At 68.8% G+C, this 13,784-nt stretch carries 11 protein-coding genes; 2 read left to right on the top strand and 9 right to left on the bottom strand.

From position 1 onward, the window contains the following. Nucleotides 1-37 precede the first annotated feature (37 nt). The 8 genes from LG334_RS12430 to LG334_RS12395 form a co-directional block, all read right to left on the bottom strand. Nucleotides 38-505 carry a hypothetical protein gene (locus LG334_RS12430; protein ID WP_404378536.1) on the bottom strand — a complete coding sequence of 156 codons (468 nt, stop codon included), beginning with the start codon at nt 503-505 and terminating at the stop codon, nt 38-40. A gap of 8 nt (nt 506-513) precedes the next feature. Further along, nucleotides 514-1,743, bottom strand: coding sequence for a YeeE/YedE family protein (locus LG334_RS12425; protein ID WP_404378534.1), 1,230 nt, complete (start codon nt 1,741-1,743; stop codon nt 514-516). Nucleotides 1,744-1,770: 27 nt separating this feature from the next. Continuing rightward, nucleotides 1,771-2,724, bottom strand: a complete 954-nt coding sequence (locus tag LG334_RS12420) for a sulfurtransferase (protein ID WP_404378532.1) — start codon at nt 2,722-2,724, stop codon at nt 1,771-1,773. A gap of 81 nt (nt 2,725-2,805) precedes the next feature. After that, a complete protein-coding gene (locus tag LG334_RS12415) occupies nt 2,806-3,510 on the bottom strand; it encodes a DUF6969 family protein (RefSeq protein WP_404378530.1) in 705 nt (234 codons plus the stop codon). A 72-nt stretch (nt 3,511-3,582) separates the two neighbouring features. After that, nucleotides 3,583-6,906: a PAS domain S-box protein gene (locus tag LG334_RS12410; RefSeq protein ID WP_404386374.1), complete on the bottom strand. Its 3,324-nt coding sequence runs from the start codon at nt 6,904-6,906 to the stop codon at nt 3,583-3,585. 2 nt (nt 6,907-6,908) lie between these two features. After that, the gene (locus LG334_RS12405; protein WP_404378528.1) at nt 6,909-7,463 is read right to left on the bottom strand and encodes a hypothetical protein; all 555 of its coding nucleotides are present in this window, start codon (nt 7,461-7,463) and stop codon (nt 6,909-6,911) included. Between the two features lie 11 nt (nt 7,464-7,474). After that, nucleotides 7,475-7,936 (bottom strand): response regulator, encoded by a 462-nt coding sequence (locus LG334_RS12400; RefSeq protein ID WP_404378526.1) that lies wholly within the window; start codon nt 7,934-7,936, stop codon nt 7,475-7,477. After that, nucleotides 7,933-9,894 carry an MASE1 domain-containing protein gene (locus LG334_RS12395; protein ID WP_404378525.1) on the bottom strand — a complete coding sequence of 654 codons (1,962 nt, stop codon included), beginning with the start codon at nt 9,892-9,894 and terminating at the stop codon, nt 7,933-7,935. Before LG334_RS12395 ends, LG334_RS12400 begins: the two co-directional genes overlap by 4 nt. A gap of 344 nt (nt 9,895-10,238) precedes the next feature. Between LG334_RS12395 and LG334_RS12390 the strand changes: the two genes are divergently transcribed. Then, nucleotides 10,239-11,915, top strand: coding sequence for a diguanylate cyclase domain-containing protein (locus LG334_RS12390; protein WP_404378523.1), 1,677 nt, complete (start codon nt 10,239-10,241; stop codon nt 11,913-11,915). Here LG334_RS12390 and LG334_RS12385 read toward each other — a convergent pair. Continuing rightward, nucleotides 11,906-12,445, bottom strand: a complete 540-nt coding sequence (locus LG334_RS12385; RefSeq protein WP_404378521.1) for a MarR family winged helix-turn-helix transcriptional regulator — start codon at nt 12,443-12,445, stop codon at nt 11,906-11,908. The two genes, LG334_RS12390 and LG334_RS12385, sit on opposite strands and share 10 nt — an antisense overlap. Nucleotides 12,446-12,613: 168 nt before the next feature. Between LG334_RS12385 and LG334_RS12380 the strand changes: the two genes are divergently transcribed. After that, on the top strand, nt 12,614-13,750 hold the full coding sequence (locus LG334_RS12380) for a homogentisate 1,2-dioxygenase (protein WP_404378519.1): 1,137 nt from the start codon (nt 12,614-12,616) through the stop codon (nt 13,748-13,750). Nucleotides 13,751-13,784: the final 34 nt, after the last annotated feature.

Genomic DNA, 13,784 nt, shown 5'->3' with positions numbered 1-13,784 from the left:
ATAACCGATCCGCCCCGGAAAGGGTTCCTCCGCAAGGTCAGTCGGCGCCGGCCGGACCGGCAATGCGCGGGCCGGGGCGGGAGGTGTTCTGATCGGCCGGCGCGCGCTTGGTCGCGATGCGCGGCTTGGGCGCCTCGGCGCCCGGCTGGCCGGCGATGCGCGGCCCCTGTGAGGACGGCTGTCCGGCGATCTTGGGACCGTCCTGCCCGGCGATGCGCGGCGGGGGTGCAGCCTTGGCCGGCGTCGGTGCGGCCACCGGTGCGGCTCCGGCCGAGCACGGCGCGGCGGCACCGGCGGCGCAAGGGGCGGCCGCCGCGGCGCATGGCGCTGCGGCCGCCGCGCAGGGGGCGATGGCGGCGCAGGTGGCGGAGCCGGCGATCACCGGTCCGGCGGCCGGCTTGGCGCCCGACAGACCGCGATGCGCGATGTGGTCGGCGGCGACGGCGGCGGTGCCCGCGAGGAAGACGGAGCCGAACAGCAGGGCGTTGCGCTTGCTCTTTTTCATGGCTGGACTCACTTGCCTCCGTCGAGGCCGAACAGGGGGCGCAGGCGAATGCCGATCAGGCTGCCCGCAAAGGCGGCGGCGAACCACAGCCAGCCGTGCAGGCTGCCCGAGGCGATGCCGGAGAACAGGGCGCCGATGTTGCAGCCGAACGCCAGCCGCGCGCCATAGCCCATCAAGAGGCCCCCGACGATGGCGGCGGCGAGGCTCCGCCACGGCAGGGCGGCCTTGGGCGCGAACTTGCCGGCCAGCGCGGCGGCCAGCGCCGCACCGATAAGAATGCCGAAGTTCATCACCGACGTAGTGTCGAACAGCACGCTGTCACCAAGCGCGGCCTGCGGGCCGGGCCAGTTCCAGAAGGCCCAGGTCTCCACCGGCACGCCCACGGCCTGCGCCGTCTTGGCGCCCCAGAGGCCGAAGGCGAAGGTGATGGACCACGGGTGGCCGGCGACCAGCAGCGTCGCAATGTTCAGCCCAGCCAGAAGCAGCGCCGCTCCCAGCAGCGGCCAGGGGCCGTGCAGCAGGCGGCCCAGGCCGTGGCGCGGCGGCATCGGGGCGGGCTCCAGCGCGCCATGGCGGCGCCTTTCTACCAAGACCGTCGACGCCGCGACCAGCGCCAGGCCGGCCAGCGTGACGGCCAGGCCGCCGGGCACGCCAAGGCTCGCGCCCAGGCTGACGGGCGGCAGGCCGGGCTGCTCCAGCCACCAGGGCAGGTGCCAGCTTCCCAGCACGGCACCGATGACGAAGAAGGCCAGCGTCACCAGCATGCGGCTCGACCCGCCGCCGACGGTGAACAGAGTGCCCGAGCCGCAGCCGCCGCCGAGCTGCATCCCCAGGCCGAACAGGGCGGCGCCGACCAGGACCGAGACGCCCACCGGCGCCACCGAACCGACCAGCGGTGTGCCGAAAACCTCTCCGGCCGCCAGCAGGGGCATGAAGACGAGGGCGGCGAGCCCGATCATGAGCATCTGTGCCCGCATGGCGCGACCGCGCCGCTCCACCACCAGGCGGCGCCAGCCGCCGGTGAAGCCGAAGGCGGCATGGTAGAGGGTCGCGCCCAGGGCTCCACCGATGAGGAACAGGGCGGCCTGGCGCAGGTCCACCGCCTGCCACACGGCGATGGCGCCCAGCACCAGGGCGGCGCCGGCTGCCAGGGCCGGGCCGTTGTCCACCGTCACCCCGGACCGGCCGAAGATGCCCGACCGGGATGCGGTGGTGGCGGAGGCATTGGCGTTGCTCATGATCGGTCTCTCGCTGCGTCGGTCGGCTTAGTTGGTGTTGCCGTAGACGACCATCGGGTTGTCGGCGTCCCTGGTCCATTCGGCCAGCGAGCCGTCATACATGCTGACGTTCTCGGCGCCGGCGACCTCGCTCAGGCCGAACCACGCGACAGAGGCCCAGTGGCCGGTGTTGCAGTAGGCAATCTGCGGCTGGTTCTTCTCGATGCCCACCTGCTCAAGCAGGCTGTCGATTTCGGACGGTTCGGCGAACTGGGCGGTCCTGCCGTCGTAGAACAGGCCGTTGGCGATGTTGGCCGAGCCCGGAATGGTGCCGGAAACCTTGGCCACCGGGCTCTTGGCCTGGCCCAGGTACTGCTCGGTCGGGCGGGCGTCGACCAGGGCGGTCTTGCCGTCCAGGGCCTGGCGCACATCCTCGGCGGTGGCGATCATCTCGGGGCGGAACTCGGCCTCGAAGATGGCGGGCGAGGGCTGCGTCCCCTCGGTCGACAGGGGCTTGCCGGCCGCGACCCACGCCTTGTGCCCGCCTTCCAGGATGGAGACCTCGTCGTGGCCCATCACCTTGAAGGTCCAGTAGACGCGGGTGGCGCTGCCGAAGTCGGACGAATCCTCGCCGGCCGGAATGATGACGACATGGGTGTCCTCGTCGATGCCCAGCGCGCCGATCTTTTCTTCCAGCGTCGGGACGGTCGGCAGCATGCCCGGCGTCCCGTCGGTCTTGGTGCGCCAGGCGTAGCCGACGTAGGGAGCGGCCAACGATCCGGGAATGTGGCCCTGGGTGTAGGGGACCGGGCCCTTGGGCTTGCCGTCCTTGTCATACTCGGGGTCGCGGATGTCGATCACCACCAGGTTCTCGGCATCCAGGTTGCTTTCCAGCCATGCCGGGTCGACCAGCGGGCGGTCGGTCAGGCCCTCGGCCTGGGCGGCGGCGGTGCCGGCGGCGAGCAGCACGGCGGCGGAAGCGGCAATGTACAGCGTGCGCATGGGTTATCCTCCGATTCCAATCGTGGAACCGATTTAAATACGCACCATGGAAATGTCAAATGCCCGCGATATACAAAAATACTATGTTAAACCGGCGAGGTGGCGCACCTCGACCAGTTTCGCTTCCAGGTCAATGGGTTGACGCGAGGTGACCTCCAGCGCCCGGTCGTTCAGCACATCGGCTCCGGCGTCGCCTGATCCATGGCGGGCCAGAGCCTCGTCACGCTGGCGCAGAAGGGCCGCGATCTCCGACCGGTAGAGCGTCATCATGGCCGTTATCCAGCGGTTCAGCGGCCAGGACGGATGGGCGACGTCCATTTCAAACGCTGGCAGGGCTGGGATCAAGACGTCGGCCGGATAGACCGTTTCGTCGGTGACCCACCGGTTGGTGGTGAAAAGCGCCGTCGGCCGGCCATAGCGGTCCATGCTGATGGCGACAAGATGCGCCGTCACCGCCGTCGGGTCCCTGTCCACCGGGTTGCCCGGCAGATCGGCCAGCGCGGCGTCGGCGGGCAGGGCTCCGGGCCGAAGGAAGGTGTGGAAGTGGCCGAAGTCCGCCTCCCGCGTCGGAGAAGCGGGATGGGCATGGAAGTAGAACTGGCTGTGGGTTTGCGGGTCGCGCACGTCGCCCGGCGGGTAGTGCTCCAGTTCCACGAAGTCGTGGCCGCCCAGCGCTTCCAGCACGATGTTGCTGCCGCTCTTGCCCAGGACGCGCATGCAGTCCACCACCTCGGCGGCGGCATCGGCCAGGTCCTCCGGGTCGGGACGGGCGAAGTCGGGGGGCATGGCGGCGTGTCCTTCAGGCGGTGGGTGGGGTGGTCATGGTCTCCCTTAGCATGGGGTCCGCCGCAGCCGCCATCAAACGCCCGCCGGTTCCGGGTCCGGTTGGCCCTGCGGCGCGCCGGCGTCGGCGGCGGGCGGAGGCTCTGCCGCGGCCAGGTCGAAGCGGAAGGTCGATCCCTCGTCCGGCGCCGTCTCGACCGTCAGCCCGCCGCCATGACGCTCCACCACCTTGCGGCAGACGGCAAGGCCGATGCCCGTGCCGCCATAGGTGTCGTGGGTGTGCAGGCGCTGGAAGGGCTGGAAGATGCGCTCCTTGTAGACCGGGTCCATGCCGATGCCGTTGTCGGCGACGAAGAAGGTCCAGCGGGCCGGGTCCCCCGCTCGCGCCTCCGCCCCCAATCGGATGACGGGGCGGCGGTCGGCCGCCCGGTACTTTACCGCATTGCCCAGCAGGTTCTGGAACAGGCTGGTCAACTGTGCGGCGTCGGCCATCACCCAGGGCAGCCGGCCGTCGACGCTCACCTCCGCGGACGCCTCGGCGATGGCGATGGACAGGTTGTCCAGCGCCGCCCGCGCGCAGGCACCGGCATCCACCGGCCGCAGCGTCTCGCCCCGTGTCGAGACGCGGGAGTAGGTCAGCAGGTCGCGGATCATGCCGGTCATGCGGAGCGCGCCGCCCAAGGCTTCCTCCACATAATGCAGGGCGCCCTCGTTCATGTGCGGGCCGTGACGGCGCTTGAGCAGGCTCAGATAGCTGGTGACCCCGCGCAGGGGCTCCTGCAAATCGTGGGAGGCGGCATAGGCGAACTGCTCCAACTCCTCGTTGGAGCGTTGCAGTTCCTTGCGCCAGAGCAGGCGATCGCTGACGTCGCGGAAGCTGACGATGGCGCCGACCAGTTCGCCCTCGTGAACCATGGGGGCGGCCGACAGTTCGACGGGCAGGGCCGAGCCGTCGGCGCGCCAAAGCACCTCTTCCACCAGTTCGTGACGGGTCCGGTCCTGCATGGACTGCACGACCGGGCAATCTTCAAGCGGGTAAGGCGTGCCGTCGGCCCGGCTGTGATGGGTCGTGGCGTGGGCGTCGGCGCCGATCAGATCCTGCTCCTCGAAGCCGAGCAGGCGTCGGCAGGCGCGGTTGACGAAGGTCACCCGACCGTTCGGATCGACGCCGTAGAGTCCTTCGGCCGTGCTGTCGAGGATCAACTGGTTGTGCAGGGTCTGGCGTTCCAGCTTCTCGCGCGTGAGGATTTCCTTCGTCAGGTCGACGTGCGCGCCGATCAGGCGCACGGCGCGCCCCTGGGCGTTGAAGACCGCCTTGGCGCGCGTGCGGATATGGACGGTGGAGCCGTTCTTGTGGCGAAAGCGCTGAACCAGGTCGAACTGCGGGATCAGGCCGCTAACGTAGTTCTTTACCGCTTGCAGGGCGACCTCGGCGTCTTCGGGGTCGATGACGCGACGCCATGCGTCCATCGTGTTCTCGAACTCGTCGGGCAGGTAGCCCAACTGGCGTTTCCAGCCCTCGGAGAACCAGACCTTGTCGGTTTCCAGGTCCAGGTCCCAGACGCCGATGCGGCCCGCCTCCAGCGCCAGGTTGAGCAGCCGCCGGTTCTCTTCCAACTGCTCTTCCAGCGCCTTCTGCCGGGTGATGTCGAGGATGATGCCGTTGAACAGCGTGCCGCCCTCGGCGCTTTTCGTGGGACGGGCAATGCCGCGCCACCAAAGCAGGCGCCCGTCGGGGCGGATCATGCGGCCCTCGAAGGTCCAGTCGGAGCCGAAGGCCAGGGCCTCCAGCACCGACCGCTCCCAGCGCGCCGCGTCCTCGGGATGGATGACGAAGCGGGTCCAGTCTTCTTCCAGGTCCTTGTGCGGGATGCCGAGGATTTCCTTCGAGCGTGGACTGACATAGCGGAAGCCGCGCGCCTCGCCCGGCCCCTCGACCCACTGATAGATCACGCCCGGCACGTTGGCGGTCATCGACCGCAGCATGGTCTCGCTGTCCTCCAGCCGCCGCTCGATGGCGCGGTGGACGGTGATGTCCTCGATGAAGGCGAATGACCCGCGCAGGGCGCCCGATCCGTCCTCGTACAACGATGTCGCATTGAAGCGCGTGAGGATCGTCCCGCCGCCGGCGCGGTGCAGCCGCACCTCGTAAGTGCGGTGGCGGGTGTGGGGGGCGGTGGCGACCCGCTCGCGCAGGAAGGCCTCGTCCTCGGGCGCAACGAAGTCGAACAGCGGGCGCCCCAGCATTTCGTCGCGCGGGTAGCCCAGCATGGCGCACAGGCTGTCGTTGACGTCGATGGTCTCGGCGCTGCCGGGCGCCACGTACCAGAATCCCTGCGTCGTCGCGTCGATGACCATGCGGTGCCGCGCCTGGCTCTCGGCCAGCGCGCCTTCGGCGGCGCGGCGGGCGCTGACGTCGTGGATGATGGACAGCAGAAGGTCGCGCCCGTCCACGCACACCGGGCCGGATAGAACCTCGACATCAACGATCATGCCGTCGGCGCGGCGGTGGCGGAAGTCGAAGCGCCGACGCCGGCCGCTGCGGGCATCCTCCACCGCACGGGCCAGTGCGGCGGCAGGCGTGGCGTTGATTTCGCCGATGGGTTTGCCGCACAGGTCCTCGTGGTTCCAGCCATAAAACTCCAGCGCCGCATGGTTGCCTTCGACGATGAGCCCCTCCGCCGGGTCGATCAGCAGCATGACTGCGGCATTGCCCTCGAAAAGTTCCCGATAGCGCTCGCGCGAGCGGCGCAGTTCCGCAGCCGCAACGCGGGCGCGGATGAACAGCAGCAGGGCCAGAAGGAAACTCAGCCCCCCGAATGCGAGCACGCCCTGCGCCATGGTCCGGAAATGCGCCAGGTTCTCGCCCTGCACGGCAATGGCTCCGGCGGCACGCGCGGCGGCGGCATGGGAGGCCTCCTGCGTCGGGCGCGGTCCGGCGAGAAGCTCCCCGTGGGCGTCATCCAGGGCCGCCCGCGCCGCGCCGTCAAGCGGAGTGCCGGTGCGGGCCGCCTGCTCCACCAGGGGTGCGAGGAGGCCCTCAAGGGCCTCCAAACGGTCCTCCACCGTCTCCAGCGCCGCCTGGTTGAGCACCGGCGTCATCTCTTGGGCGATTCCTCGCACGGTGCCGATGCGCGCGTGGACAAAGTCCGCTTTCAGCGCGGCATCGGTCAGGTGCGCGGGCGCGCCGGTGGCGGCGGCCAGCGCCACCGTGCGCTCCAGGTCGAGGTACTCGCGGTCGAGTTTCGCCATTTCCCGCGCCAGCAGTTCCGTCCGGCGGGGCAGGCCGCGCTCGATGTCGGTCAGGGCGACGGTGGCGTAGGTGACGACGCCCACCAGCAGCGCCGTCACGGACAGGACTGCAAGGACCAGCATCACGATGGGCGTCAGGCGTCGCATGGTCACGGACTGGCGGGCTCCGGCTCGATGGCGTCCACCATCCAAACCCACCGGCTGTCCATCTGCGGCATGGCAAGAACGGTTTCGGGCGTCAGCGGGTAGAGGATGCGCAGCGGTCCCTTGCCGCGCACCAGCATGGGCGCGCCGCCCCGGCGGGTCGCCAGCAGAATCGGCCAGCGGGTCCAGTCGGCACGCGGGATCACGGCGGAGTAGCCGTCCAGGGCGCGTACCCGCACCGCCGGCACGGCGTCGAGGCCGGCATCGGCCAGGACGTCCGACAGCAGGACGCCGTGGTAGACGTCGTCCTCGCCCTGCCAGACGAGTTCCGCCTCCAGGGCGTGGGGACCCAGGGCCTCCAGGTTCGCCAGGTCGTACTCCTGAACGCCGTTGGCGCCCGCCATCGTCAGCACGGTCGGCCCCGGCTCCAGCGGCGGCAGGTCCACCCGCTTGACTGCGAGAACGCTGGACTCCGTGGCCTGGGCGCCGGCCTGCGTGGTCAGCCAGAGGAAAGCGACAAGGGCGCAGGCAAGGACGGAAAGCGCGCGATGAAGCCGCATGCGGCGCATCCTCAGTGCCGCACCGGGCGACGCGGCAGGGCAGCAACGCCGCTCAGCCACAACTGGCAGACCGCTTCCAGCTTTTCGATCAGTTCCTCGACCGTTACCGGCTTGGTCAGGAAGGCGGCGCAGTGCTTGCGGTAGCAGTCCAGAACGTCGCGCTCACTCTCAGATGTCGTCAGGACCACCACGGGAATGTCGCACAGGGCCTCGTCGGTCTTCAGCGCCTCCAGCGTGGCGCGGCCGTCCATGCGCGGCATGTTGAGGTCGAGCAGGATCAGGTCCGGCCGGCGGGCCCCGGCATGGGCGCCGCGCTGGTGGAGGTAATCCAGCGCCGCCAGGCCGTCGGAGACGCTCTGGAACTCCGGCACGACGGGCAACTCCAGCAGGGCCTCGTGGGTCAGTTCCACGTCGGCGCGGTTGTCGTCGACCATCAGGATCAGCGGCGGAAGGTCGTCTTTCGAGGCGGTCATGCCGGGGTGGTCTCCGGGTCGGTCCGGCCGTCGGGCAGCCAGAGATGAACGGACGTGCCGTCGCCGGGCACGGAGTCGAGCCAGATGCGCCCGCCCTGGCGCTCCAGCACCCGGCGGCAATAGGCGAGGCCGACGCCGGAGCCGGCGACCTCGTCGTCGGTGTGCAGCCGGCTGAACAGGGCGAACAGCTTTTCGTGGAAGACGGGATCGATGCCGATGCCGGCGTCGCGGACGGTGACGCGCCAGCCGTCGCCGTCGGCTCGGGCCTCAATGTGGATGTCGGGCGACGCGCCGGGCTTTGCGTAGGCCATGCCGTTGTCGATCAGGTGCTGGAAGACCATGCGCATCTGGCCCGCGTGCCCGCGCACCACCGGCAGTGGCCCGGACACCGATACAGCGCCCCCGGCACGGCAGTTGACGATGGCGGTCGCCGCCGTTTCGTTGAGATCCACCGCTCCGTCCGGCGCCGTCGGTTCGTCGATCAGCGCATAGTCCATCAGGTCGCGGAACAGGCGCGACATTCGGTTCGTGCCCGCCCGCACATGCGCCAGGTATCCGCGTCCGGTCTCGTCCAGCCGGTCGCCGTAGCGGCGCTCCAGCAGTTGAGTGAAACCGCCGATGGCGCGCAGGGGCTCCTGCAATGTGTGTGTGACGGCGTAGGCGATGCGCTCCAACTCGCGCTTGGCGCGGGCGTGCTGGGTCAGGGCGCGCCGCAGGTCGTTTTCCTGCCGCTTGCGCTCGGTAATGTCCTCCTTCGTGGCGACCAGGTGGGAAATGTGCCCGTCCGTCTCGCGCACCGGAGAAATGGTGGCCGCCTCCCACACCGTGCCGCCGTCGCGAGTGCGGTTGAGAAACTCCCCGCGCCACGTTTCGCCGGCCTTCACGGCTCGCCACAGGGCCTCGTATTCCTCGTGCCGGGTGTGACCGGACTTGAGGAACCGGGGGGTCTGTCCGGCAACGTCGCCCAGCGCATAGCCGGTCAGGTCGGTGAAGGCGGGATTGACGTAAACGAGGTGGCCGTCTGGATCGGTGACCATGACGGACGTCGCCGACTGTTCGACCGCATGCGACAGCAGGCGCGTCTGGCGCGCCGCCTCGTCACGCTCGGAGACGGCGGCGGCCGTGATCAGCCCGGTCAGCGCCGTCACCGTCATGAAGCTTTGCAGCAGCACAAGGCTTTCCGTCTGGTCCGGGCGGGCGAACAGGCCGATCCCCTGCGCCGTCGCCACAACGGCCGGCACCGCCACCACAAGTGCGACCGTGGCCGCGCCGCGGACGCCATGCCGCAACGCGCCCCAAATGATGAACGGAAAAACGGCATAGGCGAAGACATGATTGTCCGTGTTCATGATGAGCGCGTCGCTGAAGACCACGGCCGACGCGCCCGCCGCTACGATGCAGGCGAGTGCAAGCTCGGGCAGACCCCGGAGGCGCCGGCCGGCGCGGGTCCACGCGATGATGAAGGGAGCGACCATGAGGATGCCGGCAGAGTCGCCGAGCCAATAGGTCGTCACGATGCTTGGGAAAGCCTCCCACGGAGCCACTCCGCCCAGGCACAGCGAGGCCGTGCCCACCAGCGCCGCGACAGAAGGCGCGAGCACGGCCGCAGCCGTCAGAACAAGGATTTCCGGCACTCGCGCCAGGGTCACGGGCCGACCTGAAAGGGCCGTCCGCAGGACCGCCCATGCCAGGACGTATTCGGCGGTGTTGCCGGTTGCGATGCCAGCGGCGACGGCAACGGAGACGCCGGTGTGAAGGGTTGCGGCGAAGGCTCCGGCCCACATGGCGGGCGCAAACCGCAAACCGCCGATCACCAGCGCCGCGGTGGCCAGTCCGGAGGGAATCCAGACCGCCGACACGTTGCCGCCGACGAATGCCATCGCAAGGCCCAGTTTCGCCGTCGCGAAGTAGAGTCCGGCAAGACCGATGTGCAGGCCGATCCGCTGCGTAAGTCCCACACGTGATGGCTGATCGTCTTCGGCCCTTCCCGTTCCGGCGGACCCCGAAGAGCCCGCGTGGCCCGTCCAGAAAAGTTTTATACCTAAGTTCATTCCCCCTCGCGTCACCCGGCCACCGCCGAGTCCGCCCCCAAAATATTTCACATCTTTTGGATTGCTCCATTCTATCATTGATTTCCGGTGGAGCGCGATACCATCCTTTGCAAGGGGCAACGGGGTCCTCTTGTATGTCTTTTGCCCGCGCGTCATAACCTTTGGTGTATTGATGCCACTGCGCAGTCATGATCTTATGGCGCATATCTGATGTGTCTGCCACCGGGAGTGGCAAGGGGGCGGTTATGCCGTTGGACGTATTACTCATCGAGGACAATCCGACGGACGCGCGCCTGTTCGAGGATCTCGTCAACGACAGCGGCGACTCGGTCGCCATCAAGTGGGCCCGCAGCATCGCGGAAGCGCGCGACAGCGCGGGACTGGCCTTCGACGTCGTCGTCACCGACCTGGGCCTGCCGGACAGCCGCGGCCTCGAAACGGCCGAGCGCGTGCTGGCGGAATATCCCGGTTGCCCGGTGGTGGTGATGACCGGCCTGGATGATCCGCAGGCCGGTGTTCAAGCCGTGCAGGCGGGCTGTCAGGACTATGTGGTCAAAGGCATTACCGATCCGGCCCTGCTGGTCCGCACCCTGCGCCACGCGGTGGAACGTCAAGCCGCCGAACGCCGCATCCGTGAAAGCGAGGAACGGTTCCGCACGCTGATCGAGATGTCGCCCGACGCCATCGTGCTCATTGCGATGGCCGAGGTGCCCGAGGACGCCGAGATCATGTTCGCGAATCCGGTGGCGCGGCGCCTCTTCAAGGTGGGCGCGAACAGCGAATTGGCGGGAGCCGCCGCCAGCCGAGTGTTCAGCGGCATCGACGCTTCGGGCCTCGTCCATGCGCTTTGCCATGTGAGCCGGAAGGGCGACGGACCGCGCGGCCTGGGCGACTTCCGCCTGTCCGACGGCACTGGCGCGCGCATCGCGGTGGAAGTGTCCGCCGCGCCGGTCTTCGTCGACGGACGCCGGGCGGTGCAGGCGGTGGTGCGCGACATCAGCGCCCGGCGCGAGCGCGAGCGCGAGCAGCGTCTGGCGCAGGCCGTGTTCCGAACCACCGCCGAGGCCATGATGATCACCGACGCCGAGCGCCGCATCATCACGGTCAACCCGGCCTTCACGCAGATCACCGGTTATCCGCTCGAGGACGTGCGGGGGCGGTCGCCGAGCCTGCTGGCCTCGGGCCGCCATGACGCCGCGTTCTATGCGGACATGTGGGGAACGCTGGAGGCCGAAGGCCACTGGCGCGGCGATGTCTGGAACCGCCGGTCCGACGGCGAGGTCTATGTCCAGCGTCTCACCATCTCGCGCATTACAGACGCCGACGGCGTGGTGACCAACTACGTCGGCGTCTTCAGCGACGTGACCGAGGAGAAGGAGGCTTCGGCCGCCCTTCAGTACTCTGCCAGCCACGACGCGCTGACGGGGCTGCCCAACCGTGCGCTCATGGTCGACCGGCTGGAACAGGCGCTGGGCGTCCACGCGCGCACCGGGCGGGGGCTGTCGGTGCTGTTCATCGACCTCGACGGCTTCAAGCCGGTCAATGACACTCACGGTCACCTGGCCGGCGACCTGCTGTTGCAGGACGTGGCCGAGCGGTTGCGCGGCTGCGTGCGTGACAGCGACACCGTGGCCCGGCAGGGCGGGGACGAATTCGTGGTGGTCAGTCATGACGCCACCGATCCGGATTCAGCGGCGACCATCGCCGACAAGATCCTCCAGGCCCTGCGTCCGTCCTTCGACGTCGGATCGGCCTCGGTGCGGGTCGGGGCGAGCATCGGCATCGCCCAGGCGCCTCGGGACGGCACGACGGTCGAGGACATCCTGCATGCCGCCGACGGCGCCATGTACGAGGCCAAGCGCGCCGGCAAGGGCGTCTGGCGCTTTGCCGGCAACGCCGAGGAGCCGATCCGGCTGGCCTACGCCTGACCGCCGTCTTCGGGCTCGTCGGCCGCGCGCGCCGGGCCCAGATCGCGGGCGGCGCGGGACAACTTGGCGATCAGGTGGTCGAGAGCCGTGCGTTCCGCCGCCGACAGCGTGCCCAGCAACTCCGCCTCGTAGGCCAGGGCCGCCGGAACGATCTCGCGGTAGACCTTGCGCCCCTTGGCCGTCAATCCCAGCACCTGGCGCCGCCGGTCCGCCTTGTCTGTGGTGCGCGAGACCAGGTCTGCCTGCGTCATGCGGGCGACGGCGCGGCTGACCTGCACCTTGTCCATCTCGGTGCGCTCGGCCACCATGTTGGCGCAAACCTGCCCGCGCTGCGCCTCTTCCAGCCCCAGCACGGCCATCACCCGCCATTCCGGAATCGTCAGGCCGAAGCGTTCCGCATACAGCGCGGCGACCGACCGGCTGATCTGGTTGGACAGCACCGACAGCCGGTAAGGGATGAAATCGTCCAGATAGAGCGGCGCCTCGCCGTCTTCGGCGGGCCGGCGGGTCGTGGCGGTGTCGGCGGTCATGGGCAAGCGGTCCCCAAGATTTTCCTTGGAAGTGGTTTCATTTGAAACTACCGTGTTCCCCACACGGCGGGCAAACCCTAACACACTGCCTGCCGAATGGGAGCGAACGAAACGGTCTGTCCGATATCGCCCGAGCAGGCGGACGGGCAGGAACGGAGAGGCGGCACGATGAAGAACTGGATTTCCTTTCCCCATGTGGAAGGCACGGCCAGCCGGCAGGCCCACTGCGACATGCCGGAAGGAACCTACGAGCAGGAAATGGGGCGCGAGGGCTTTTTCGGCCCGGCCTCGCAGCTGCACCACAAGCACGCGCCCACCGGCTGGGTCAAGTGGGAGGGCCCGCTGCGCCCCCGCGCCTTCGACCTGAACAAGGTGGACGCGCCCAAGGCCAGCCCCTGGGATGCCCAGTTGGTGCTGTTCAACGCCGCGACCAAGGTGCGCATGTGGCGGACGGAAGGAAACATGCCGGCGCTCGCCCGCAACGCCGACGGCGACGACGTGCTGTTCTTCCATGAAGGCGAGGGCCGGTTCTTCAGCGACTACGGCCACATGACCTTCCGCGACGGCGACTACATCGTGGTGCCGCGCGGCGTGCAGTGGCGCCTGGAGTGCGACACCCCGGCGATGGTGCTGATGGTCGAGGCCACCGGCGACAGCTACAAGCTGCCCGAGAAGGGCATCATGGGCAACCACGCCATCTTCGATCCGGCGGTGCTGGAGGTGCCCCGCATCGACGACACGTTCAAGGCGCAGTACTCCGAGGCCGAGACGCCGTGCGAGATCAAGCGGGAGGACACCGTGTCGCGCGTGACCTACGCCTTCAACCCGCTGGATGCTGTCGGCTGGCACGGCGACATGGCGCCGGTGAAGCTGAACTGGCGCGACATCCGCCCGCTGATGAGCGCGCGCTACCATGTGCCGCCGTCGGCGCACACCACCTTCCTGGCCGGGCGGGTCATCATCTGCACCTTCGCGCCGCGCCCCATCGAGAGCGATCCGGGCGCGCTGAAGCTGCCCTATTTCCATGCCAACGTCGATTTCGACGAGTTCATCTTCTACCACAAGGGCCAGTTCTTCAGCCGCGACAACATCCGGCCCGGCATGACCACCTACCACCCCATCGGCTTCCCCCACGGTCCGCACCCCAAGGCCTATGAGACGGCCATGGAGTATTCGCGCAAGGAGACCGACGAGGTGGCGGTGATGATCGACACCCGCGACATGCTCCGCCCGGCCGACCTTCCCGATGGCGTGGAATGGACGGAGTATTATCGCTCCTGGCAGACGAAGGAAGCGGCGGAGTAGGGGACACAATTCGGGGGATTGCCATCCCCCCAAC

The sequence above is a fragment of the Caenispirillum salinarum genome (assembly GCF_044803115.1).
GTDB lineage: Bacteria > Pseudomonadota > Alphaproteobacteria > Rhodospirillales > Rhodospirillaceae > Caenispirillum > Caenispirillum salinarum_A.
This window is presented reverse-complemented; position numbering and strand designations above follow the sequence as displayed.

Bases quoted from the DNA above. Each gene is read 5' to 3' on its own strand.
- LG334_RS12415 (WP_404378530.1), bottom strand. From the start codon at position 3,510: ATGCCCCCCGACTTCGCCCGTCCCGACCCGGAGGACCTGGCCGATGCC.
- LG334_RS12410 (WP_404386374.1), bottom strand. From the start codon at position 6,906: ATGCGACGCCTGACGCCCATCGTGATGCTGGTCCTTGCAGTCCTGTCC.
- LG334_RS12385 (WP_404378521.1), bottom strand. From the start codon at position 12,445: ATGACCGCCGACACCGCCACGACCCGCCGGCCCGCCGAAGACGGCGAG.
- LG334_RS12380 (WP_404378519.1), top strand. From the start codon at position 12,614: ATGAAGAACTGGATTTCCTTTCCCCATGTGGAAGGCACGGCCAGCCGG.
- LG334_RS12420 (WP_404378532.1), bottom strand. From the start codon at position 2,724: ATGCGCACGCTGTACATTGCCGCTTCCGCCGCCGTGCTGCTCGCCGCC.
- LG334_RS12430 (WP_404378536.1), bottom strand. From the start codon at position 505: ATGAAAAAGAGCAAGCGCAACGCCCTGCTGTTCGGCTCCGTCTTCCTC.
- LG334_RS12400 (WP_404378526.1), bottom strand. From the start codon at position 7,936: ATGACCGCCTCGAAAGACGACCTTCCGCCGCTGATCCTGATGGTCGAC.
- LG334_RS12405 (WP_404378528.1), bottom strand. From the start codon at position 7,463: ATGCGGCTTCATCGCGCGCTTTCCGTCCTTGCCTGCGCCCTTGTCGCT.
- LG334_RS12425 (WP_404378534.1), bottom strand. From the start codon at position 1,743: ATGAGCAACGCCAATGCCTCCGCCACCACCGCATCCCGGTCGGGCATC.